Below are 24226 nucleotides of genomic sequence, written 5' to 3'. Positions count from 1 at the left end.
CCCTGCTCTGCCAAGGTCAGCCGACCGTGCTGACCTCGTCCACTTCATCGGCCTGCGCAAGTGCGGTCTTGCTTGATGTCCAGCGCCCACGCACCACACGGCCGTACACAGCGATGTACAGGGCCAGCTGGATCAGCACCAGGGCAACGGCGCTGCTCACCGAGCCGCCCAGGAATACACTGGCCGCGATGCAGATCGCGATGATTGGGCCCATGATGCAGACGACGCCGGCATTACGCTTCCAGGCACGTGCAGGGTCGCGCGCCACATGCTTGAACACCACGCGACGGAAGATCAGGGTATGCAGGTGCAGCGCATCCGGTGCGCCAGGGCTGACGTTCTGGATGAAGCGGCGGCGATAAATGCTGAACAACACTTCGATGATGGGATAGGCGCATACACCCAGCACCTGCCAGGCATTGATTTCTGCGTGCCTGTTGAGCAGCAGGACGGCCATCTCGGCAACCCAGAAACCGAGGAAATAAGCGCCGCCATCGCCAAGGAAGAGCTTGCCGGTGGGGTAATTCAGGACGAGGAAGCCACACGCGGCGCCCACGCACAGCGCCGCCAGCATCATCACGAAAGCATCATTATGCTGCCAAGCAATGATGCCCAGGCCTGTTGCCATCAGGATGATAGTCGTACTCGACAAGCCGTTGAATCCGTCGATGATGTTCACGGCATTCGCAGCGCCAGCCACCATGATCGCAGTCACTGCGATGGCGACCGGTGCATATACGAGCAGGCTGTCGAGCCCCCAAATGTCCATTTCCTCGACAGTAGCGCCAAGCATCACACTTGCGAGCAAGGCACTGGCAATCGTTGCCACAAGCCGCACACGCACCGATACTCTTTTGGTGAAATCTTCGATAATGCCGGCTACGAAAGCAGGGATGCTTGCGCACAGCAGAAGCAGGACGAGATCGAGTTGTGCCGCATTGAATTGGCCGGGGAACAGTTGAGTGAATGCAAAAATTCCAAGCAGGAGGCCGGCGACAACGCCAACGCCACCGATACGGGGCACTGCGGTCGTATGTACCTTTTGCACACCACCAAGATCGTGATCGTGCGACAGCTTTCCATGCCAACGCTGTGAACCGACGATCAGCGCGCTGACCGCGAGACTGGCGCCCGCGCTCAATGCACCCATTGTTACTACATTTTCTAAAAGCATTCTCTCTACATCCTAATCGTCACACGACGCTACCTGAGAAGACATTCTGGCAAACACAACACTTTCAACGCGCCAGAAGGGCGCGCAGCTGACGAGCTGTCGTATAAAAGTAACTAGCTCCAGGCAAACCGGTAGCTATCCAGGCACCAGAGTCGTCGTGTTGAAGTAGAGCACTGAAAGTCACACGACAGACTATCCTGTCGGGCCTGCCCTACTTGTAAGAATTTGTCCGTTTTTTGTCTTTTAGATCACACATCAACGGCGATCGCAGAAGACTTCTGCTGACGCTGCCGAGCTGAACGATAACATTTTCTCCATACACACTTCGCACTGCAAAAAAAGACCGCGGCGCGAAGCCGCGGCCTTTTTCGAAGCGGGTACTTCGATCAGCTACCGCTACCGCCCGTGCCGCCGGTAACAGTGTTCTGGGCAGCGTCCTTGCGCACGCTTTCCAGTACTGATGCAGCCGGAGCGCCGTTCGCGCCCACGATGTTGCGCGACTTCAGGGACTCGAGGATCGCATCCTGGGCGTTGCCAGGATTGGTTGCGCTCTTCGGCACCAGGCTGGCCGTCAGGAAGTCGGTCGGAACCGAAATACCTGCCGCAGTCGAGACAACCTGCGCCACGCGGTTCAGCGTGGCCTGCATCATGGTGCCGTTGCCGACGATGAGTTGCACGCTCTTGCTCTGTGCGAGCTGGGCCGGGGTGGCGCTGGTGCCGGCGCCCGAAGAAATTGCAATGTACGAGACGAGCATCTCGGTCAGCGGCGTGATGTTGGCCTTGGCGCCGTCACCGCTGGCGATCGAACGCAGGGTGACGCCGTTCTGGGTAACCGACAGGATGCAAGGACCTTCGCCTGGCGCCGCTACCTTGATGGTGTAGGAGCCGTCCGCATTGGTTTGCGCGCTTGCCGAACCGGTCTTGCAGCTTGCGGTCAGGGCCGCGTTGGCGATTGCAGCGCCAGTTGCTGCGGTACCGCTCATCGTGATCGCGTAGCTTACCGGCGGCGGCGTGACCGAGACCGGCGGAGTGTCGTTGTCGCTGCCGCCGCAGGCAGCTAGGGTCGAGGCCATGCCGGCCATCAGTACCAATTTGCATGCTGCGCTGAACTTGAAGCTCTTTTTCATCTAAATACTTCCTTTTGAGTTGTTTTGTTTGATCTTGCAGAGGTCACTCGGGCGCAAGCTTACAGGCACGGACCTGCTGTCGAATAGCGCGCGGCAAATTGCTGTGTTCTCGAACTTACTACTATATATGAGCCATTTTCCAGGGGCAACAATTCTTACATCATCTCCTTCGCTAAGTTGTTGATCTACAACCAGATTCTCACACAATCTCACGTTTTTATCGTTCTATGGCCGAGTGTATTTACCCGAAGCGCCGTTAGGTCTCAGTCGAGGATGGACGTGTACTGGAGGAAGGCATTACGCATGCGCGGCATCTGCCGCACGATATATTCGCGGCCGATCCGGCCCTGGTTGAAGAAATTGGCGCGCGCGCCATACGCCATCGGTAACTCTTCCACCACCCCCATGTTGATGCAGTTGCAGTCACCAGGGCGGGCATGTTTCGTTTCGACGCGCGCCATATAGCTGCTTGCACCTTCCAGATGAGTCCAGCCCGGTCTCATGCCCTTGCGCGGCGTGAGCGGCACGGCAATGCCGAAGCCGATGCGGGTCTCCACCTCGCTCTTCTTCAAATAAGCCTGCGCTTGTACGTCGCCGAACCAGCGGCTCAGTTGCAGGAAGGGCCCCCGGTCTTCACCGCGGTAGCGCTGGTAGCCCGCTTCGATGGAGGCATTCAGCGGTGCGTAGTTCCACATATAGGAAACGGCGCCGGTCTCGATGTGATCGGTGCGGTAGCGGAATTTCTCGCGCAGGTGGGTGTACTGAAGCCTTACCTGATCGTCGGTGCCTGGGACGAACCAGGTGGTCTCGTTCTGTACACCATCGAGGTCGTAAAGGTATCTACCGGCCGAGGTGATATTGATGACGCTATCGCTCAGCCAGAACGCCTGACTCAGCACGGCGGTACGCAGGCCGTCGCGCTGCTGGGCCCAGCCGAGGAAGCCATGGGCCACGTCGTCCGACTCGGCCACCGTGCGCAGGTAGCTGGTGTACACCTCCGCGCCCTTCCAGACCGGCACCAGGGCCTGGACGTTGGCCGCCACGCTGTAGTCGAGCACGCCCTTCTCGGTACCGACGAAGTGCACCGTACGCGGCTCGACACGAATGCGCGAATAGCCGCGCGGCCCCTCGTCGGCATCGAGCCACTGCACGCCGCGGCCGCCATCCGGACGGAACTGGAAGGACAGGGCCGACTGCGCCTCGCGCCACTGGCCGTCGTCCAGGAAGCGCCGGTAGCTGGTCTTTTCGACCGTGCTCTTGTACAGCTGCAGCCCGGTCTTCTTCGTGACCGCCGACACGTAGCGGATGTCGGCGGGCGCCAAGGCCACCGCCGCGCCCAAGGCAATCCCGATGGCGTCGACTTCATTCTGGTTGTAGCGGTGGTTTTCATACTCCACCACCATTTCTGCGCCGCGCTTGCCTACGCGAACGCGCTCCAGGCCGGCGTCGACCAGCGCTTCGCGGATGCGTGCCATCGCGTCGCCGGCCAGCATGGGCGTGCTCGCGGTCATTGGGCCCGCCGGTGCTGGGCTTGCGTAGTTGGATGCGTAGGCACCATTGGCGGCGGCAGATGCCGTTGTGTTGCCGGCAGCCGACTGGGCAGAGCTTACCTGAGCGTTATGAGCGTGCTGAGTCGTTACAACGAGCGCCGCCTGGACAGGATAGGCTGCCCCAACCGCTCTCGCCGATGGTGTCGCGCGTGCAGGCACATCCCACACGCGCCCGTTCTCGCCAATGGGGATGACCATGTTGATGCCAAAGGCCGAGCGCTCGTAGGGCTTGCTAGCTGACGTGGTCGTGCTGAACGCACGCTGGGCGGTGACGACGAATCGTGCGTTTGCAAGCAGCGGGATTGCGCGGCTCGCATAGCGCAGGCCGAGGTTGTTCGCTTCGCCGTTACGTTCCAGGATGACGGAAGCGCCCGTGCTCCACAAGGGGACTTCGGCACTGGCGAAGTAGTTGCCGAGGTAGTCTTCGCCCTTGGAGGCGCCGACGATCCAACGTACCGGGCCGAAGCTGTCGCTGGCGGACACGTACTTGGATTTGAAATACGGCGCGCCACCACTCACGTCATGCACGCCAACGGCCACGTTGGGCTGCCATGCAAAGAACTTGGGAAGCATGAATTTGACGTTCGCCGACAAGTCGCGAGCACCCAACTTCCCAGACGGCAAAGGCATTTCCGCTAGACGAGCAGAAATCTCAAGGTGCGGCAACAGCCCTAAGGCGAACTGGAAGTTTTCTGCGTGTTTAAATCGTGTAAAACTTGAACCAAGATAGTTATTATAGCCAAGCACCATCACTCCGTCGGGAAACGTACGCCCATCCGGGATATTAAGCGAGCCAGACGACCCAGATGTGGAGAGTGCCGGGATTAAAACAGGATCGGTTATCCAAAACGACTCAATCCCGTCTTGAGCCGCGCTAGCAGTTAGAATTGGTGAAAAAAGTATCGCACCGTATATATTATATCGCGCTATTTTCAATTAGATTGATACCGCCCAGTTAGACGCGGGAATAAAAGATTTTAAAAAACCTAAACATGATCAGAATAGACGTTAGGCCCTACATTTCGAATATTATCTAACACTTCATACAATTCTTCTCTACAGCATCACCCACGGCCACCAATAAAATATTGAAACACAAACATGTGCCAATTACCCAGAGCAAATGAACTAATGGTGATTCTGAAATTAACTAATCGTTTGACCCGTGAATGGTCGACTAACATTCTAGGCTCTTTCATCATTTCTTCAAGGTGCCGGTAGTTCAGTGGGTAATCCATACAGCACCGCATGTAGACTGAGATAATGCCGATTGGGATACGCATTCCTTTAAAGCTGGACATGTCGGATCGTCATAGGTTCGGGTACCATGGCCTACCAGACTGTCTAGCCTAGTCGTCAATGCGACAGAACCGAGTTAATCGGTCAGCCAGTTTGACACTCCATAGCACTTTCGAAGGGACCGATAAAGAGCTTTATCGGCCTTGTGGCCACCTTCCCTATATCTTCGATTTTGCTCCCCCTCTAAGCAGTGGCAAGCCATAGATAGGGAGCCAAGCACGCACAAGATGATCGCTCGTCGCCTTGCTAGCAATGTATGGGCTATTCGGTTCCAACGAACGCGTTTCGGTGAACGCAAGGTCGCCGGTTTGCAGTACGTCGTACACTTCGTCAGCGACACATGTAGGAACCTGAACGCCGCCTGCTCGGAGGCAGGAAGACCAAAACAGTAGCCGCGTACAGCCTCAAGAAGATTAAAGGTGCCGAAAACATTGGTCTGAACAAATTTGCTAGACCTTATGAAACGAGCGGCTAACATGCGGTTCAGCTGCGAAATTAATGATAGCGCGTGACAGATGCGTCGCAAGCTAACCGGTGATCAATGCATGATCGCCAATTTCACCTTCAACAAATAATGCTGTCGTTATGTTCGACGCTGACAGGTAGGCTCAGGTTGCTAGCATGGGTCATTTTATTGAAATTGATAACACCTTCATCGAGCCATGCTAGCCTGTCTAGCACGGACTTGCACCAATAAATCAGGCACTGCCTGTCACTAGAATCATAATTGCCATTTATTAATTTGAGAATTTTTCATTTCCTGAACAATGCTAATCACCACTAATTTGATAGGTATTCGATGTTATTCGGCATGGAGCTAGACGCATTCTGACGGTGGACACTGGAGCATTCGGCCGAGGAACTACTTTGATACTCCATCAGCTCCGCGTATACCGCCAAAGTCTGATGAATCACGATACGCTCATCAAACTCCCTGAGCGCGCGCGCGCGCGCCGCCTCCCCGAGTTGGTGTGCCCAAACTGGGTTTAAGTGCAAACTTTCGATGGCTAGACCCAGAGCAGCCGCGTCTTTGACCGGCACGATCAGGCCGTCTACCTCATGAGTCACCACCTCGCGGCAACCCGGGGCGTCGGTCGTAACCAATGGCAGGGCGCAGGCTGCGGCCTCTATCAGGCTTTTGGGCATACCCTCCCGGTAGCTGGGCAGCACGGCCATGTCAACACTGGCAAATAAAGCCGCCATGTCACTAACCTGGCCCAGCAGTTCAATCAGGCCGTCCGCCTGCCAGCCATCCAGCGTGGCTTGCGGAATGGCGGCTGGGTTGCCGGGATCGGGCGCGCCAGCCAGCAAAAAGTGAATGGGCAAACCCTTTGCTTTCAACTGCCGCGCCGCCTCCACATATTCGGCAATGCCCTTATCCCACAGCAGGCGGGCAGCCAGCACAACGCGCGTTGGCTGAGCGGTTTGACCTCCTTGCCTTGGCTGCCTGCGCGGCATGAAACGCGTCAAATCCACGCCCGACCCCATCACAAGCCGGATCAAATCAGGCCGCGCTAGCCTTGCTTGGGAAAAGGCGGCAATGTCATCATTATTTTGCAGAATCAGGCGGGTGTCGCGCCCATTGAGCACTCGGCTCATCAGCCAGCGCACGACCGGTCGTAGCAAGCGTGCTTTTAGCGCAACATTGGTAAACACATAGCCCATGCCGGCCACCGCATTCACACGCGCCGGTACGCGCGCTACTAGCGCAGCAATGGAGCCATATACCACGCATTTGATGGTGAAGTGATGCGTTAACGCCGGTTGCTCGCGCCGGTACAGTCGAGACAGATAAGCCAATAAGCGCAACTCTCTCAACGGATTAAGGCTTTTTCTGTCCATAGGCAGCGCCTCCCACCGAAAGCCCAGCGCCACCAAGCGCGAGCCATATTCCCCGGGTGGCGAGATAAGCAGCACCTCGAACCCTTGGGCCTGCAGCGCCCTAGCCAGCGAAAGACGGAAGTTGAAGAGATACCAATCGGTATTGGCGAAGAGGATTATTTTCATAGAAAAGAGATTGAGTAGATCGAAAACGACAAATTAACCGCGGGCATCACACTCAACGCCAAAAAGTTTCAAAATCTCTGGCCGGACAGCAGTGGAATCAATCTCCAACCGTGAATCATCATGCTTTACCCCGCTCCCATACAGCAGAAGTACCCCGCGCGGCTGATGATATCCAGTACCTTGATCGCGTTTTATAAATTGAATTCCCATTTCGGCAATGGTTAGCTTCCGGTGTAACCCATCAAAACCTAGCATAATTGCCTCCCCAGCGGTCATAGCAATTTGAGAAGGTGCCATTCCTAGGTTCACGGTCGAACCCACGCGTTGCATTCTTTTCCAAATGGATTTTCCGGCCGTATCAGTCAACCTTTCTGTCAAATGAAGGAACCGCTCAGCATCTTCATCTGAATCAAACGAAAAGTTAAAATCAGGCTGCATAGCCAAGAGGTCCTTAGCAGGAGCTTGCCAACCGATAGCCTTAAAAAACGTCTGAACATCAGTGATGCGCCATTCGCCAAAATATGAGCCCCGATCAATGGCTTCTTGACCCATACTGGAGGCAACAATTAGCATCCCGTTTGCGGCCTGGACGTAAGACATCATGTGCTCGATTTGGGCATCTGCTATGTCCATGGCAAAAGCAATACTGTTAGCATGAAAACGTTCCTCGTCGGTGGTCAGCACTGCATTAAAATCTTGGGGAAATGTGTGCTTCCAATAACGATGCATCACGCCTGCAACGTGATTGGTAAAAAAGGTACAAAAATCGGGTTTTTTATCGTTTAATGCGTGGCGAAAAATATCGAAAGCAACCAAGGCTTGCAAAACAGCTCGACGCGATCGATGCAATGGGTTAATTTGTTCCTTTGCAACATGAAGAGCAAGATCTTTACATGTTGCGAATCGCAACCCAACTTGCATCATTCTCAGTATATCGTTGGCAATACTTCCATCAAACTGCAACGGGCTTGCTTTGGCACCGTCTTGCTGGGTTTGGCGCAGATTGAATCGCTGAAAAGAAGAGTACTTGGCTGGCAAAGTCTCACATCCTGGCGAAAACGTGTCAGGCACGTAAAACTCATAGGCGCCCTCTTTTGGTGGCGGATACGATTGCAAACTTCCGAACACACCCACTCGTTTCCCAGCTCGGCTCAATGTCTCCCAAATCGGTGGATACTGTGCCGCCACATCCAAACTCTGGTTTATGAAGCGAATTTTATGTTGTGAATTGTTCACCCCACGATGGAATGCAGGCCAAGTCGTCCAAGGATGTAATTCCCCATCATCCTTTGTCACCGTGGTAAACGTTTTCGCTCGGACTAATAGCCGCGCGAGTGCTGAGTGGGGCTTAAGCCGCACATACCAGTCTATCACTCGCCATGGGACTTCGTTTAACTCGTAAACAATTAGCGGCTCGCCAGATTTCAGACTTTGGGATTTTTCGATAATTGCCATGGGCCCTTCAGATAATATAAATATTCATCAACAGAAAATCTAGAGCGCCTAACAATTCCGCCAATGGCTGCGTTTCATTGTCTCGCTATACCAGCGTACTGTCTTCGGCCGTGCGGTTTGCCCTGGTAATTTTGTTAGACGCTCTTAGGCTCGTCCAAGCCCTTGGTCCTCTAGCCAGGCCTGGAACATTAATACCGACCACAAATGCGGTGCCCAGTTACGTTGACCACTTAAGTGCTCACTCCACTTTTGACGAATAGGCTCGGGGTGAAAGTAGCCTTCTTTCCGGAGTCGCGTTTCGCCCAGCAAAGCTTCGGCCCAAGGCCGCAATGGTCCACGCAGCCAATCGTGCAGCGGCATGCCGAAACCCATCTTTGGTCGCTCGATCAAGCCCCGCGGCACGTTTCTATACAATACTTCGCGTAGCGGCCACTTACCTACCCTACCGCGTACCTTGTAGTTCAACGGCAAACTCCACGCGAATTCCACCACCCGATGGTCTAGCATGGGTACACGTGTTTCCAAGCTCACACCCATAGCAGCGCGATCAACCTTGCAAAGGATGTCGTCTGGAAGATAACCTAGCATGTCCATCGCCATCATCTGATGAACAAACTGGTCAGTAGCTGGTTGCTGTGGAATATCGGTCAACACGGAGTGCGGCACCATGCCGCCGATAACCATGGATGCCGGATCTGCCCAATGGCTGATCAGCAGGTCGTACAACTCTGCGGCAGTGCTCGCTGACATTACGGCCGCACCTTTGTGCAACTTGTCGCCAATGTTAGTTTGTGCCAAGCTTTTGGGCAATAAACCTTGCAAACGCGCCAATAGCCGATCCCATGTGGTCGGGGACACATGGGTCAGGCCGCTCGTGACAACGCGGCGTATTCCCAAAGGTACACGCTCCAGTTTGCTCCACAACTGTTGACTTAGCATATAGCGATTGTAGCCACCGAACAACTCATCCCCCGCATCGCCTGATAGCGAGACCGTGACATGCTTACGTGCCATTTGGCTAACCAAAAACGTGGGAATCTGCGAACTGTCTGCAAATGGTTCGCAGTACAGATCAGGCAGCTTGGGGATGACATCTAGGGCTTGCTGCGGCGACACATACAGCTCGGTATGGTCTGTGCCTAAATGGCGTGCCACGGCTTTGGCGTGCTCGGCTTCGTTGTACGCAGTCTCGTTAAAGCCGATAGTAAAAGTCTTGACGGGCGAGCCGCCCTGCTCCTTGGCCACAGCCTGCATAAGTGCCACGATAGTGCTGGAATCAACTCCGCCCGATAAGAATGCACCTAATGGCACATCGGCTATCATTTGCTTACTCACGGCGTCTTTCAGCAAAGATTCTAGAGTATCGACGGCCTGACTGGGCGTTCCGGCAAAGGGCTGCGCCACGCCCTGCTCCACCATCGACTTGCCGCTCCAGTATGGCGTTAACCTTGGTGTGCGATCGGCCAACGACAGTGTTATCAAGCAGCCAGGCTGCAATTTATAAATGCCTTGGTAAATGCTGTGTGGCGCCGGAATGTACCCGTTACGCAACAGCAAGCAAAGCGCACCGCGATCCACCTCTGCAACAAATGCCGGATGCGCTTTGAGCGCCTTCAACTCGGACCCAAACAAAAATGTAGCGTCTTCGCCTTGGCCCTGCCAGCCGTAGTAAAGCGGTTTTTCCCCTAAGCGGTCGCGGCCAAGAGTCAAGACGTGAGTCTGTTTGTCCCATACTGCAAAAGCAAACATGCCAACGCATTTTTTGACTGTGGCCTCTATACCCCAAGCATTAAAGCCCGCCAACAGAGTTTCGGTATCAGAATGCCCACGCCACGTGTTTGCCAACGCAAGCAAAGTACGACAACCCGTGCCTTCAAGCTCGGCACGCAAATCCAAATGGTTGTAAATTTCACCATTGAAAGCAATCACGTACCGCCCACTACTCGAGGCCATGGGTTGGTGCCCTGCAGGCGACAAATCCATAATAGCCAAGCGTCGATGGCCCAAGGCAATGCCATTATCACTGTCTAGCCAATGTCCCTCCGAGTCAGGCCCGCGGTTCTTGATCCTATCGGTCATGTCCTTTAGCCAGGCGTGCGCTCCATCGGCGAACCATTGGCCACTATAAAACCCTGCAAATCCACACATATTTAAAGCTTTCCACCGGCCGTCCGCAGCAACTGCGCCATCTTGGGGCCCGTCTTTTGAATACAATACTCGTGTTCTACCCTACGTCGCCCTGCCGCGCCCATTTGCCTGCGTAAAGAAGGAGATTGCAGCAATTTGCTGAGCGAAGTGACCCACTCATCGGCCGTGTTAGCCACAAAGCCGTTCTCATCATGTCGCACAATTTCAGGGTTGACCCCTACGCCAGATGCCACAACGGGCAAGCCGCACGCCATGTACTGAATCAATTTGTAGCCACACTTACCTCGCTCCCAAGATGAGTCTAATAACGGCATTATGCCTACTTGGCAAGCGTTGACGCTCTCAACCTCGGTGGCTTCGGTCCAAGGAACCACTTCCACCTGTACACCTGGAAAATTGACCGCGCCACCACCAACGACGCGCAAAACAAACTGGTGGCGTGCTGCCAAGGCTTGTAAAGGCTCACGAATCACTTGTAAGTAGTGCGCCGTCGAGGGCGAGCCAATCCAGACAATGCGAGGCAGTCGATCGAGAGGCTCCAACGCTACGAGCGCCATTGCAGATGTTGGCGACGGGTAGCGTGCCAAGTCAATCACCGTAGGCACCACTTCTACCCATGCCCCCCCTCCGTCACGAGCACGCTGGGCCAAGTATTGATTTCCTCCCACCACCAAGGCCGCTTGAGCCATCAGACCATCAAGCCGCTGGCCAAACAGGCGCCGGATACACAAATTAGCATGTTGATCGTAATTGTGGAAAATTGCATCGTCGTAATCCAATACATATGGTACTCCGCGCAGCAAAGCCAGTTCTAACCACAACGGCCACCACGGCAAAGCTTCTTTCTCAATCCATACGACATCAAACTGTACGCGCGCCATCAAACCACGCAAACGTCGGGCATATGCTTGAAACAACAAAAAACCATAACCACCGTTTTTGTAGCGAGCTTGAAGTAATTCATTCAACAACAACGGTTGCACTACTAGTTTCATATCTGCCCGCTCAAGCCATGGAACATACTGCAAGAAACGCAATCGCGACGAAGCACCTAAACTCCCATACTTTGTTAATGCTAGTACTTTAACTGTTTTCAACGGGTATTCCCTTTGATGATCCAATCTGGAATCCAGCGCCACAGCATTCCGTATGCAGACCATGTTTCCTTGAAGACTTCGACCGAACGAAGTATTAATGCTTGCATTGAGCGCGACAAAGGCTCCAATACAAGAGTAGCAAATAACACAGCTTGAAATCCTGTGGCCGAGAAATGCTTGAATGCATATACTAACCGACTGCGCAAAGAATAAAACAACCGGCGCGCCTTTACTTGGTTCGAAGTACCCCCACCGGCATGAAAAGCTTTCACATCAGCCAAATACACACTTCTCCATCCTTTTTCGCTTGCGCGGAAGGAGAAATCTAAGTCTTCTAAATAAACAAAAAATCGTTCATCGAATCCATGCAATGCATCAAATACAGAACGTCTTACCAAAAAAAAGGCACCTATTACATGGTCGACCTCACAGGTTTCCTCATGGTGCCATTCAGACATGAAATGCCCTAGGTGAGGAAAGAATCGGTCAAGTCCAACTGCATGTGCCACGAAACCTATAGCGCTTGGGAAACGTGCACAACTTCTAGATATATGACCATTCTGATCTAACAGTTGTACTCCGCATATACCAACATGGTTGTTGGCTGGATCGATCATGTAGGTAAGTGCTTTAGGTAAGGTGTCTTCATAGATAGATGCATCTGGATTAAGAAATAATAGGTATTCTCCTTGTGCTTTCCCTACACCTAAGTTACATGCCTTGCCGAAACCAAAATTGAAGCCCGCACGAACTAATGTTACATTCGGCATACCTTCAACGCTAATGTCCGAACCATCACTAGATCCGTTATCAACGACAATTGTTTGCTTTACTAACCCAGCACTATATTGGGAAATCGAATTTACACATTCCCGAAGCTGGACACCTGAGTTCCAGTTAACAATGATCACTGTGAGTAAGTTCTGCATTTGAGAATTCAACTAAAGAAATTGCCACTCATGAAAAATAGATAGGAATAGAAAAGGACGCAGACCGCAATGAAAAGTTTCGCTTGCGATCTCATCGCTTTCAAACGCAAGCCATCCATTACAAAGATCACCCAAAATATGGTGTAAGCTTCTCTCACTCGGTGAGCGACAGATCCGTAATCCATTCCACCATAAAAGATGGCTAAGCCCACGACCTCTATTAGTACAATGCGCTTCATGAGCGGCGTTAATGCATTCCACCTTATAAAAGCAGCCAATATCATCGCCCAATCAATTAACAGTTGCATTGCAAATGGATTGGGCAAGACCTCATGAAATCCATTAGTCTGATATGAATCCAATACTAGAATATGATTGGCCAGATAACTAGTGACTAAGCCTATCAGCAAAAAAACGGATAAAAATACAACGATACCAATTAGCGCAACTTTCCAACGCTTATTCGCCCTGAAAAAGAGCGCGGGAATAATAGCTGCTACTGACATGTGTAAGGAGAGGGCTAAACAGCAAATTACCAATCCCCAAAAAGTCTTCCCTTTCCAAATAAACGCAGATCCGAACAAAATTATTCCTATAGCACACGCCGCCCGCAACTGAGTTAACTCATGGAGCGAGAAATACCTTGTCAGATAGAACGCGACACCAATTAGGAAAATCTTCTGGCTTGAAGCAAATATCCGAAATATCGCTGCTTTAAGCCAGAGGGAAGCGCCTGCAATCGCCCCATAAACAATCGCATTTGAAGAAAAAAACTGAGTCAATATAATGACGATGAGTGAGAAACCGACTTCGAATCGGGTTGTCATCAGTACATTTGCGCCCTCTTGGCGGGTTAAATCTATAAAGGCATTGTAATTCTCATAATCTGGACTTATCCCAAAAATTTGCGCGCTAGCCAAAAAAAATCCTAGCAGCCCAACAAAAGCCAGAATAATTTTTCGTTTACTCTTACGCATCTCTCCTCGTTGAACTCTAGCAAGCTGCTTTGAGGAGGGAGAACTAGATTTCATTGCTCGTCGCTGTATGTTTAAGCATCTTTTTTATTAAAATATCGCGTGCAGCAACTAAAAAAGAAATCAGATAAGAGAGATATAAATATACGTATGAAAGGTGCTTTTTCCCATTAATCGTCCTGGCTAAGCGTACTAGGAAGGATTTTGAGTTATCGCTCTCGTGCAGCGCTATTTCAAAATACCTTGTATTTATACGCGGCCCCTCCTCAATGAGCTGTACATTAACATTTAGTTTCCAGACTAAATAGGCAAGGCTCAACTGGTCACGCTTACCGCCATTACAGTACTCGTCCCACCAAGCAGACATTAAGGTCACAGATCTCTGATCGTGATGTCTTCTAAAAATGATGCCATTCTCGGTCATACCAAATTTGGTTGGAAACCCATCATTCGCGTATCTTTGCATTTGACACTCGGTAATTTCCCTGTCGACACGTCCTGCCTCCATACAAATTTTCGCTTCCTCATATATACAGTCCCTGTCTTGGTGCTTTGGTATCGCGATGAAATTATCCTTTAAATATTTACGAGAGAGGATGTTTGGATTGGCCAATATTTTTACGTTTCCGTCAACGTATAAACTCTGTTCATAGCTTGGCAAAAACCTATGCGGCAACATCTTATACAACCTGTTAACTTCCACAGGTGAACACCCATCCAAAGATACATTTACTATCTGCCATCCATCTGACACTAGATCAGGGTTGTCGGTAAAGCAGATAAAATCACAATCCCATTTTCCGTTAGGAGGAGCGACTCGATCGTAGTTGCCAAAGACGGCCGTATATACGACCAAACGTGAGCTTGATTTCATTTGTAGTTTACATAATTTTGTTTTTATTCCGATAATGTCCAACTAAACCAAGAACTAATCGCCCAGAATATTTGGGGGAAATGAACATAATCCAAGACGCTAATTTATATTTTTTAAGAACGAGATAAATATATTTGATTAGTTCTCTATTGCCGCTTAATGACACATTAGTAGCGGACAAGCTGGCAAAGTAAGCAATGCAATTTGCACATAAAAACTTAGCATGCAGCGAGCTCATCCCATATTTCAAAGCATCTTCGTAAATTTTTGGCCAGATATCCAAGTTCTCCATCAACCTGCTGTGGTTCAACGTTCCACTTTCGTTTTTTTCATGAATTCGCCACACTCCTACTATCCTGTCTAAATATCGTACTGTTCCATTCAAAGATAAACGATAAAGCGACTCCCAGTCAGAACTGTTAGAACCTGAAGTATAGAAACCTGTCTTTAATGCCGTCTCTCGCGCATAAACACTAGCCATGTGCTTAAAGAAATACCTTTTGTCTGGCAATGATTTTAGTATCTCCAATCCCTCCGCTCGAGTCGTCTCTGGAATGTCTGATACGATTTTTTCATTGTTCAACGTTTGCCAGGCTGATCGTGCAAGGACCATTACGACACCCGACTCTTCTGAAATCAGCTTTACAGCAGCCGAAATGAAATCTTGATCTGTATAATAATCATCGCCGTCAAGATTTACGACGTAGTCCCCTGTCGCGTGAAAATACAGCAAATTCCGATAATTACCGACCCGCCCCAAATTTTTTGGATTCCGTATGTACTTTAGTCTTGGGTCATTTATTTTTTTTACGACTTCCGCAGTAGCATCACTAGAAGCATCGTCTCCAACGATAACCTCGAGATTGGTATAGCTTTGTGCTAACGCTGAATCGATCGCTTCCTTAATGTACTCCGCCTGATTATAGGTAGGTATCATTATCGTAACTTTTACGTTCAAATTATGGATCACCGTTTGAGCCTCACTTCATAATTCGAGCCTGATTTAGAGGAGACAGTTAATATAAAAAATGGAAGAGAATATGGTTTTGCGTCTAAGCTCTCATAAATCATTTATTTTCTTCTATGCTCGATAATATTGCCAAATAGTGAGCACCGCAAATTTGGCAAACTCACTACTGCCTTAAAGTAAAAGTGGTTTCGCTCTTATAAATCCAAGCCGTTGCTATTAGTCATTTAATAATACCTTTCTCGAATATCCAAGGCGGCTTTTACTTGAGTGCGCTACATGATGCTTGGTATTGTAACGCACAAACCATTGCATCAATCCCGTATCGCGGCCCTAGCATCAAGCTATAGAGCCAAGGCTCGCATAATTCCACAGAGGAATTTTATTGCATTCTTTTACACATCCGAATACACTGACACATCCAATAATCGTATTCGCAGTCATTATTTAATCGACACCGCCGGTCTGTCAATTCAATGCTCTGTCCATAGAATTATTCAAGCCGGCGTAGCAAAATTTTTTTCTAAAAGAAGTATTTGCACAGCGAGATTAACAATAAAATACACGCTCGTGACGATTGCCAGCCCCATCAGATCATAATAATAAAATGCACCTATTTTAGTCGGGACGTATACAGTGTATGTAAATATAGACATTTTTACTGGTGTAACGGTGTCGCCGCATGCATAGAAAGTCGATGAGCAAATTTGGCCTGCTGCCCCACCGAAAAACATACCTCCTAGCCATAACATGATCCACCACAACTGCTCCACGTCGGAGGCGCTTACATTGCCATGTCCGGCCAATAGTAGGCGAAGAAAGGCATGCCCGATCATTACTAAAACTAATAACCCAGCAGTGCTAACTAGACTAACGTATATTAATTTACTGCGATAAGTCCTCTGAAATCCCACCCTATCTCCCGCTTTATGCATTTTGCTTAACTCAGGGACTAATGGGGTAGAGATCGCTTTGTTAATTACCTGGATAGCTGCACTGAAAATTTGTTGAGCAAGATAGTACAATGACAAACTTCCACTACCTGTGTTCGAAAGAAGAAAACGGTCAACCAGCGGTTCAGTTTTGTAATAGGTAGTGCCTAGGAGCATAGGTTTTATACGCTTCCATGCTAGTCTTATTGCAGGTCTTTGTAAATCAGGCAATCTGGGGTTACCCATCCCAGGTGCGAGCAATAATGTTTGCAACCCAATACGTGCGCTACTGATCCATGCTGCTGCAGCTACTCCGTAACGAGGGAGTGCCCAAATTAACAATAAGAGGGTTAAAACACTTGCGATAATCGGAGCACACTCTGCCCAAATAAACTTCTGCCGAGCGTAATAGGTGGACCATTGCACCCCATTTAGGGCGGTAAAGATCATGCCGATGAGTTGAATTCGAGTGAGATCGATAGTTAAAGATATCGCCGCATCATTAAAACCCGGCAACATGAATGGCACCCACCATTGTGCTGTCAAGTAAAAGATGGTCGCTAACAAGGTGAACAAGCCACCGACCAAAATGAGGAACCCCCACGCATCTTGGCGAAGTTGTTCGTCATTTTCGCCCGAAAGCAATGGGACCAAAACATGTACGAGGGACCCACTAATCACCGTCAACACAAGCTGTGGAAGCGACATTCCCGCAAACAGAGCATCTGTCTCAATGCCGGGGCCCAAATGTGTAATTACGTACCACTGGAACAGAAAAGCGAGCGCGATGTTCCCAGCGGAAAGCAAGCCTAGTTGAATCAGTCGCCTCATAAATCAAATGCTTTCCGGATTCTTCTAGGAGGATAAAAACTTGTCATACCATCCCATAGCCATTTCCAGTCCATCGGTCACGCTATGGCTCGGACGATAGCCTAATAATGTTACGGCCTTGCTAATATCGGCCAAACTGTGACGTACGTCACCCCTGCGGAATTCATGGTACACGGGTCGAGTATGCTCCAAGTGCGGGTAACGCGGTGATAGGTTGCTGCAGATTTGCCTGAAGAGTTCGTTAAGCGTTATGCGCTGCCCTACTGCTATGTTATAGACTTGATTTACGGCGGAGCCACTGGTCGACGCAGCCAATAGATTCGCTTGGACGACGTTCTCAATAAAGCAGAAGTCGCGACTGGTTTCCCCGTCCCCATTGATGTGTACTGGGTTGTCTTTAATTAGATTAGCAATCCACTTAGGAATCACCGCAGCATAGGCACCTGCAGGGTCTTGCCGTGGACCAAAGACATTGAAGTAGCGAAGGCCAATGGCCTTAAATCCATAGCACCGGGCAAACACGTCGGCGTAGAGTTCATTTACATACTTAGTTACGGCGTACGGTGACAGTGGCTTGCCGATGATATCTTCCACCTTCGGCAGACCCGCGTGGTCGCCATAAGTGGAACTTGATGCTGCATACACGAATGAGCTGACGTTCGCATCACGGGCTGCTGTCAGCATATTCAGAAAACCACTGATGTTCACTTCGTTGGTCGTGATTGGGTCGTCGAGTGAGCGTGGAACTGAACCCAGTGCCGCCTGATGCAACACATAGTCCACGCCTACGACTGCTTTGCGGCAGGCCTGAATATCGCAAATATCCCCTTGAATGAAAGTAAATCGAGCCCATTGTTTTGGTTCGACTAACCCTTTAACCTCATCCAGGTTGTGCTGATGCCCTGTTGCAAAGTTGTCTAGACCGACTACGTTTTGATTAAGTTTCAGCAGAGTTTCCAGCAAATTAGACCCGATAAAACCGGCACATCCGGTAATCAGCCATTTTTTTGGATGAGCGCGATGCTCCTGCTGAATTTGTTCGTAACGATTCATGCTTTGGTCTTTATTTTGTTTACTGTTCACGTTACAGACGAACGTCTGCTTCGTCTTTTGGCAGAACATATTTCAGGTCAAAGAGAACATGCTGCTCTTTCCCGAAACCACGCATAGCTGCAGCGCCCATTTGCCTGAACTCCTCATGTGCGACGGCGAGAACCACGGCATCGTATTTGCCTTTTACCGGTTCGGCGATAGGGGTAATATTGTATTCATGTTGTGCCTCTTTTGCATCAATCCATGGATCGAACACGTCCACATTTACGTTATAGTCTTTCAGCTCCTGAATGATGTCGACCACTCGTGTGTTGCGCAAGTCTGGGCAGTTTTCCTTAAAGGTGAGTCCCATCACCAGCACATTTGCCTGATCGACGTGAATTTTTCGCTTGAGCATTTCTTTGACTAACTGTCCGACCGCATACTTGCCCATATTGTCGTTGATGCGGCGGCCGGCCAAGATCACTTGTGGGTGGTAGCCAACTGCTTCTGCCTTGTGGGTTAGATAATACGGATCCACGCCAATACAGTGCCCACCAACGAGGCCTGGGCGAAATGGTAGGAAATTCCACTTGGTGCCAGCCGCTTTCAGTACATCTTCCGTATCGATGCCGAGCTTTTTGAAGATGACCGCTAGCTCGTTCATCAATGCGATGTTCAGGTCGCGCTGCGTGTTTTCAATGACTTTAGCCGCTTCTGCAACTTTGATCGATGCCGCCTTGTGTGTGCCTGCTTGGATAATGCTGCCATAAAGCGCATCCACAAAGTCTGCCGTCTCTGTGGTCGAGCCGGAAGTCACCTTAGTAATGTTTGTTAGGCGATGTTCCTTGTCACCTGGATTAATCCGCTCCGGACTGTAACCGACATAAAAATCTTCGTTAAACTTTAGTCCTGACACTTGTTCAATTATCGGGACGCAGTATTCTTCGGTCGCTCCGGGATAAACGGTTGATTCAAAGACAGCGATATCACCCTTCTTGATTATCTTGCCCAGTGTTTCCGAAGCTTTCTGCAACGGTGTCAGATCCGGCTGCTTGTGCTCATTAATTGGGGTCGGTACTGTAACAATATAAACGTCGGCTTCGCGTAAATCGTCAAGATTAGTAGAGTAAGTCAGGCGGGTTGCTTGCCGTAGCTCTTCCGTATCGGTTTCCAGCGTAATATCAATGCCATCTCGCAACTCGCTGATCCGCCTGTGGTTAATATCAAAACCAAGTGTGGGATATTTTTTTCCAAACTCGACGGCCAGAGGTAAGCCAACATAACCTAGACCAATGATGGCGATGCGTGTATTGATTGAGATCTTCATGATATTGATGGGATTAAAATTTTTCTTAGATTTCACTAGGTACTTTGGCGCTGGTCGCTAGCCATGTTAGCTCTTTTAATGAATACGTGATAACCGGTGTTGCCGAGCTGCTCTACCTATTTTATGTGTTACAAAAGGTAGAACACTCTGGTCTTAATATGGCTCTTGGCTAAAACCCGCAACTTTCTACATCAAGTAGTCCACTATACTGAGCAGCTAGGATTTTTTCATCCGCGAAACGGTGGTGCCTTCTGGTGTCGCCATTCGCACGATCGCTGCACTTGCATTCAATATTTATATTGTGTGTATCGGTACTTACCGTATTTGGATCCGTAGCCGTACCGACTCGCGCGCGATTTGAGGTCGTTGAACACGATACCGGTTACGCGGCTTCCCGCTTGCCGAAGACGTTTTTCCGTTTCGTCGATTTCGCCGATTACACTAACATTGCCACGTACCACACTGAAAATCGACCCGACGTGGGGAGCGACGACCAACGCATCCGACACCGCCAAGACTGGCGCGGTATCGATCAGCACCAAATCGTATTCTCGTGCGACCGCTTCTAGCACTGCCACAAAGTTCGCATGCGCGAGCAATTCGGCGGAGTGTGGTGGCAGCTTTCCCGTCGACAGGAAGTCGAGGTTATTGAGTACACCTGAAGAGATGGCTTTTTTAACCGGCAGTTCACTAGCGATCACTTCCGACAACCCATTGTTGCGTTCCAATCCGAAATACCGGTGCAGATAGCCTTTTCTCATGTCGGCGTCGATCAGCAATACCTTCTTCCCAACGCTAGCTAGAACTGCGGCAAAGTTCACGGAAACGAACGACTTCCCCAGGCCTGGGGACGGACCAGTGAGCATTACGATGTTGTTCTTTGCCCCCAGCATGGAAAACTGCAGCGACGTGCGGAAGCTGCGCAAGCTTTCGATGGCTGCGTCGGTCGGTGCGTCATGCGCGAGCACCGATACCTTTTTCGCCTTACCCTCGATCTGCGCGTACAGCGCTTCCTGCATCTTGCTGTGTGGGATCGTCGCGCTGACAGTCAGGCCCAGCATTTCTTCGATTTCGTGCGGGTTGTCAATGCCACCCGACAGCGATTTGCGGATGAAGGCACCAACCAGTCCTAGGAAGACGCCGATCAGCAGCGCCAGTCCGACGATCAGTCCCTTTTTGGGGCGGACCGGTGCTAGTGGCTTCACCGCGCCATCGAGCAGACGTGCGTTGCCGACCTTGCTCGCTTTTACCAAGCGCAATTGCTGAGCACTGTTAAGAAGCGATGCATACAGATCGGTGTTGACCTTCACGTCCCGCGTCAGGCGGTACACTTCCTGCTCGGTTTCAGGCATGGTCTTGATCTTGGCATTCACAGCTTCCATTTCGCTGGCGGCAGTGCGAATCTGCTGATTCACAGCCTCTACCAACGGATTGGTTTCCTGGTAGCGGGTCAACAGTTCAGCGCGCTTTTGCTTCAACTCGGCCAAGCGAGTCTGGCCCATTACCGAACGCTGCAGCACCGCTTTCGCCTCTTCGCCAAGGTCGACCGTGCCGCGGCTGTTACGCAGCGCGTTATATTTAACTTCCGCCTGCTCGAGGCTGTTCTTCAGCTCGGGCAACTGCTTTTCCAAGAAAGCCAGCGATTTTTCCGCTTCCTCAGCCTTGCGGTCGACGTTCTGACGGATGTATTCATGACCGATTTCATTCAGAATCTGCATGGTCTTGATGCGGTCCCTGCCTTCGAGGCTCACTGCCAGGATGCCGGATTGCTTCCCTTTTTCCGAAATCGACAGTGCTTGCTGCAGTTTTTCAACAGCGGCTAGTTTCGGCCTACGGATCAGCTCGAATTGCGCGCCCGCATTGGCCTCGAGTCGGTCAACCAGCAACTCGATGTCGCCGTCCGCGGTCGACTGTTTGATCAAGGTGCCGACCTTTCCGGTCAGTGCGATGCCTGCGTCTTCCTGCATCAGCGTAAAGGCGCCCTTGCCGTCGGCGGTCAAGGCGAACGGCTGGTTCTCCAGATGCTCTGGCACATTAAAGACGACCACGTCGGCTTTCTCCGCACCCCATACGTAACCGCCGCCGCCAAACAGCCCTGGTTCGGAAAGGATTTTGTTGCGGCTGGCAATCCAGCGCCCAACTACCGGAAAATATTTTGGTTGTACATCGATGTACAAATAAGTGTTTTCGACCGCACGGGAAACAACGAAGCGCGAGCGGAGGATTTCCATCTCCGCGGTCGCCGCCGTTTTTAGGTCGAACATACCGGACAGGTCACCAAGGATATTCTTTGATGAGCCCGCGCTGTCTTCGACCTGGACCAGCATATTGGCCTGGTATACCGGGGTTGCCATGAATGCATACGCCGCGCCAAGCAGCGTAACGACCATTGCTACCGAGGCAATCAGCCAGCGGTGATCAATGACAAAGTCGAGGTAGCTGGCCAGATCCAGCGAATCGTCATCCTGCTCGGAAGACGCAGCATGGGTTTGAGCTGGCGGGGGAAGTGGTTGGTTCATTGTTCAAGTCAATTCATTCAATTGCGGACATAGGGCGGCAGCGAAGACGCCACGGCGACAAAAAGCATGCTGGCCTCAAGCCATCTGCCCAAGGCGCTGCGCAAACAGGTTGACGCCATCGTCGATCAAGCGATACGCCGCACGGAAGCTGTCGATGCCCTCACGGTACGGATCAGCAATATCGTATTGGCCGAACTCGCCAAGCCGATAGACCTTGCCCTTGGATTCGACATAGCGCGACTCGACCGCCTTTTTCTGCTCGCGATCCATCGTCAGGATGAGGTCAGCGTCACGCACAAGCTGGGAGGAGATTTGTTGAGCGCGATGCGATGTGATATCGAGGCCTTGCTCGGCCATCAGCTGCACCGCGAAAGGATCGGCCGGGTGCCCGATCATTGCCTGCAACCCGGCCGAGCGAATCGTCGTGCCGGGCAGTGCGCGGCGCAACAATGCTTCGGCCATCGGGCTGCGACAAATATTGCCAATACAAATTACCAGGATGTTTTTCATCGGTTGATCTGCCCCACGGAAGTCGCCGCCGTCGCCGCCGTCGGCAGGATGAGATTCACGATACGGTTGTAGCGCGCCAGGCCGGCGGCATCCACGTACACGACGTCCTTCGGATTGAGCTCGAAGCCTTCGGCCATGGCCAGCGCCACCGGCGAGCCGGCGTCGAGGTTGTAGACGACCGGCTCGGCCTGGTTTGCGCCACGGATCACGTAGACCTGGCGCGCCGAGCTGCTCAACTGGTTCAGGCCGCCGGCTTCGCCCAGGGCGGCCGCCAGCGTCAGCTTGCCGTTGTTCATTGGCAGTGCCGATGGACGGTTGACTTCGCCCAGCACATACACCTTGCTTTCGTCACGGCTCGGCACGCGCACCACGTCGCCGGAAGCGAGCATCAGGCGCGACAAATCGGCGCCCTGGCGCACCAGTTCCGGAACGTTGATCGGATACGACACGCCCTTGCGCGCAACGACGACCTGGCTCTGGTCGGCAGTGGGCAGGAAGCCCCCGGCGCGGCTCACGCCTTCGAGCAGGGTCATCGGCACGTCGTCGATCGCCTGGCTGCCCGGGGCCTTGACGTCGCCGTCGATGTAGACCTTCTTGCTGCGGTAGGCCAGCACGCGCAGCGTCAGGTCCGGGTTCTTGATCGATTCGACCAGGCGCTTGGAGAGCAGGCTGCGCGCTTCCAGTTCGGTCATGCCGGCCACCTTGATCGGGCCGACGTAGGGGAACTGGATCATGCCTTGGCTATCGACCAGGAAGGCGGCCGGCGATTGCGCGCCCGAGCTGGTCAGGGCCTGGGCGCCGGTGGCGGCGATGTTCAGTTCGGGGTGGTTCCAGACCAGGATCGACAGCAGGTCGCCCGGGCCAATCACGTAGGGGCGGGCGTCGCCGAACAGGGCTTGCACGCGCTTGTCGGCGTTCTGTTCCTTGGCGAGACGCTCTTCCTGGATCAGGTCGGGGGTGATGAGTTTGATGACGGGTTCCGGCAGCGGAGCCGAATGGGTGCTCGGCACGCGGTCGACGTCGATGCGCATGCCCGGCTCCATGTTGGTGCAGCCGGAGACGAAAAAGGGGAGCACGGCGACGAAGCTGGCCAGCTTCAACGCCCGGGAACGGGTGTCTGTCATTGAATTTTTCCGGTAACTCTACAGGCTTGAGAACGGGTGTTGCTGGTCTTGTTCTTCTTCTTTTTTGCCACTTTTACCAGCGAACTGTTGCGATGCAAGAGACCGGAAAAGGACGACTTCAACCAACGAGCGCTCCATTGTACACACGGTGTTTCCTCAGTCCAAGCTTTATGACTCCAAGCCTTATCAACTTGAACAGAGGAAAAAACAACGGTAAATACAAGGGCTTACGGTTTTTTGGTCCCGTTCGGGAGCTGCATGTGAATTTTCACTTTTGGTAGAAGGCCGCCTGCCCTGCGTATACGCTGGTCCTGGGCAGGAACACCTATGTATTTGACAAGGAATTC

The 24226-nt window shown here is 51.7% G+C and carries 18 protein-coding genes; all 18 read right to left on the bottom strand.

Annotation, left to right across the window (positions count from 1 at the left end; genetic code table 11):
• Positions 1-16: 16 nt before the first annotated feature.
• Complete coding sequence (locus ACSUZJ_RS06285; protein WP_499414328.1) at positions 17-1150, bottom strand: MraY family glycosyltransferase; 1134 nt, start codon at positions 1148-1150, stop codon at positions 17-19.
• A gap of 410 nt (positions 1151-1560) precedes the next feature.
• Complete coding sequence (locus ACSUZJ_RS06280) at positions 1561-2301, bottom strand: hypothetical protein (protein ID WP_499414326.1); 741 nt, start codon at positions 2299-2301, stop codon at positions 1561-1563.
• A gap of 263 nt (positions 2302-2564) precedes the next feature.
• Positions 2565-4604, bottom strand: a complete 2040-nt coding sequence (locus ACSUZJ_RS06275) for a YjbH domain-containing protein (RefSeq protein WP_499414324.1) — start codon at positions 4602-4604, stop codon at positions 2565-2567.
• Between the two features lie 704 nt (positions 4605-5308).
• Positions 5309-5539 (bottom strand): GDP-mannose 4,6-dehydratase, encoded by a 231-nt coding sequence (locus ACSUZJ_RS06270; protein ID WP_499416463.1) that lies wholly within the window; start codon positions 5537-5539, stop codon positions 5309-5311.
• Positions 5540-5930: 391 nt separating this feature from the next.
• Positions 5931-7157 (bottom strand): glycosyltransferase family 4 protein, encoded by a 1227-nt coding sequence (locus ACSUZJ_RS06265; RefSeq protein WP_499414322.1) that lies wholly within the window; start codon positions 7155-7157, stop codon positions 5931-5933.
• Positions 7158-7190: 33 nt separating this feature from the next.
• Positions 7191-8612, bottom strand: coding sequence for a hypothetical protein (locus tag ACSUZJ_RS06260; RefSeq protein WP_499414320.1), 1422 nt, complete (start codon positions 8610-8612; stop codon positions 7191-7193).
• A 144-nt stretch (positions 8613-8756) separates the two neighbouring features.
• Positions 8757-10760: an asparagine synthase (glutamine-hydrolyzing) gene (gene asnB / locus ACSUZJ_RS06255; RefSeq protein ID WP_499414318.1), complete on the bottom strand. Its 2004-nt coding sequence runs from the start codon at positions 10758-10760 to the stop codon at positions 8757-8759.
• A gap of 2 nt (positions 10761-10762) precedes the next feature.
• On the bottom strand, positions 10763-11857 hold the full coding sequence (locus tag ACSUZJ_RS06250; protein ID WP_499414316.1) for a glycosyltransferase family 4 protein: 1095 nt from the start codon (positions 11855-11857) through the stop codon (positions 10763-10765).
• Entirely contained in the window at positions 11854-12786 is a 933-nt protein-coding gene (locus tag ACSUZJ_RS06245) for a glycosyltransferase family 2 protein (protein WP_499414314.1), read from the bottom strand. Before ACSUZJ_RS06245 ends, ACSUZJ_RS06250 begins: the two co-directional genes overlap by 4 nt.
• An 8-nt stretch (positions 12787-12794) precedes the next feature.
• Complete coding sequence (locus ACSUZJ_RS06240) at positions 12795-13763, bottom strand: EpsG family protein (RefSeq protein ID WP_499414312.1); 969 nt, start codon at positions 13761-13763, stop codon at positions 12795-12797.
• A 43-nt stretch (positions 13764-13806) separates the two neighbouring features.
• The gene (locus ACSUZJ_RS06235) at positions 13807-14634 is read right to left on the bottom strand and encodes a glycosyltransferase domain-containing protein (protein WP_499414310.1); all 828 of its coding nucleotides are present in this window, start codon (positions 14632-14634) and stop codon (positions 13807-13809) included.
• A 7-nt stretch (positions 14635-14641) separates the two neighbouring features.
• Entirely contained in the window at positions 14642-15604 is a 963-nt protein-coding gene (locus tag ACSUZJ_RS06230; protein ID WP_499414308.1) for a glycosyltransferase family 2 protein, read from the bottom strand.
• Positions 15605-16098: 494 nt separating this feature from the next.
• A complete protein-coding gene (locus ACSUZJ_RS06225) occupies positions 16099-17364 on the bottom strand; it encodes a lipid II flippase MurJ (RefSeq protein WP_499414306.1) in 1266 nt (421 codons plus the stop codon).
• 24 nt (positions 17365-17388) lie between these two features.
• Positions 17389-18417: an NAD-dependent epimerase/dehydratase family protein gene (locus tag ACSUZJ_RS06220; RefSeq protein WP_499414304.1), complete on the bottom strand. Its 1029-nt coding sequence runs from the start codon at positions 18415-18417 to the stop codon at positions 17389-17391.
• A 31-nt stretch (positions 18418-18448) separates the two neighbouring features.
• Entirely contained in the window at positions 18449-19726 is a 1278-nt protein-coding gene (gene tviB / locus ACSUZJ_RS06215) for a Vi polysaccharide biosynthesis UDP-N-acetylglucosamine C-6 dehydrogenase TviB (RefSeq protein WP_499414302.1), read from the bottom strand.
• 287 nt (positions 19727-20013) lie between these two features.
• Positions 20014-22245, bottom strand: coding sequence for a polysaccharide biosynthesis tyrosine autokinase (locus tag ACSUZJ_RS06210; protein WP_499414300.1), 2232 nt, complete (start codon positions 22243-22245; stop codon positions 20014-20016).
• 75 nt (positions 22246-22320) lie between these two features.
• Positions 22321-22755, bottom strand: coding sequence for a low molecular weight protein-tyrosine-phosphatase (locus tag ACSUZJ_RS06205; protein ID WP_499414298.1), 435 nt, complete (start codon positions 22753-22755; stop codon positions 22321-22323).
• Positions 22752-23879 carry a polysaccharide biosynthesis/export family protein gene (locus ACSUZJ_RS06200; protein WP_499414296.1) on the bottom strand — a complete coding sequence of 376 codons (1128 nt, stop codon included), beginning with the start codon at positions 23877-23879 and terminating at the stop codon, positions 22752-22754. Before ACSUZJ_RS06200 ends, ACSUZJ_RS06205 begins: the two co-directional genes overlap by 4 nt.
• Between the last annotated feature and the right edge of the window lie 347 nt (positions 23880-24226).

The organism is Telluria sp. B2 (assembly GCF_051789535.1).
Lineage (GTDB): Bacteria > Pseudomonadota > Gammaproteobacteria > Burkholderiales > Burkholderiaceae_D > Telluria.
Note: the sequence above shows the minus strand (reverse complement) of the source record. Positions and strands in the feature narration are given on the sequence as shown.

Coding starts and splice junctions, on each gene's coding strand:
- ACSUZJ_RS06285 (WP_499414328.1), bottom strand. CDS start 1,150: ATGGGTGCATTGAGCGCGGGCGCCAGTCTCGCGGTCAGCGCGCTGATC.
- ACSUZJ_RS06200 (WP_499414296.1), bottom strand. CDS start 23,879: ATGACAGACACCCGTTCCCGGGCGTTGAAGCTGGCCAGCTTCGTCGCC.
- ACSUZJ_RS06205 (WP_499414298.1), bottom strand. CDS start 22,755: ATGAAAAACATCCTGGTAATTTGTATTGGCAATATTTGTCGCAGCCCG.
- asnB (WP_499414318.1), bottom strand. CDS start 10,760: ATGTGTGGATTTGCAGGGTTTTATAGTGGCCAATGGTTCGCCGATGGA.
- ACSUZJ_RS06235 (WP_499414310.1), bottom strand. CDS start 14,634: ATGAAATCAAGCTCACGTTTGGTCGTATATACGGCCGTCTTTGGCAAC.
- tviB (WP_499414302.1), bottom strand. CDS start 19,726: ATGAAGATCTCAATCAATACACGCATCGCCATCATTGGTCTAGGTTAT.
- ACSUZJ_RS06260 (WP_499414320.1), bottom strand. CDS start 8,612: ATGGCAATTATCGAAAAATCCCAAAGTCTGAAATCTGGCGAGCCGCTA.
- ACSUZJ_RS06220 (WP_499414304.1), bottom strand. CDS start 18,417: ATGAATCGTTACGAACAAATTCAGCAGGAGCATCGCGCTCATCCAAAA.
- ACSUZJ_RS06245 (WP_499414314.1), bottom strand. CDS start 12,786: ATGCAGAACTTACTCACAGTGATCATTGTTAACTGGAACTCAGGTGTC.
- ACSUZJ_RS06210 (WP_499414300.1), bottom strand. CDS start 22,245: ATGAACCAACCACTTCCCCCGCCAGCTCAAACCCATGCTGCGTCTTCC.
- ACSUZJ_RS06240 (WP_499414312.1), bottom strand. CDS start 13,763: ATGCGTAAGAGTAAACGAAAAATTATTCTGGCTTTTGTTGGGCTGCTA.
- ACSUZJ_RS06225 (WP_499414306.1), bottom strand. CDS start 17,364: ATGAGGCGACTGATTCAACTAGGCTTGCTTTCCGCTGGGAACATCGCG.
- ACSUZJ_RS06265 (WP_499414322.1), bottom strand. CDS start 7,157: ATGAAAATAATCCTCTTCGCCAATACCGATTGGTATCTCTTCAACTTC.
- ACSUZJ_RS06280 (WP_499414326.1), bottom strand. CDS start 2,301: ATGAAAAAGAGCTTCAAGTTCAGCGCAGCATGCAAATTGGTACTGATG.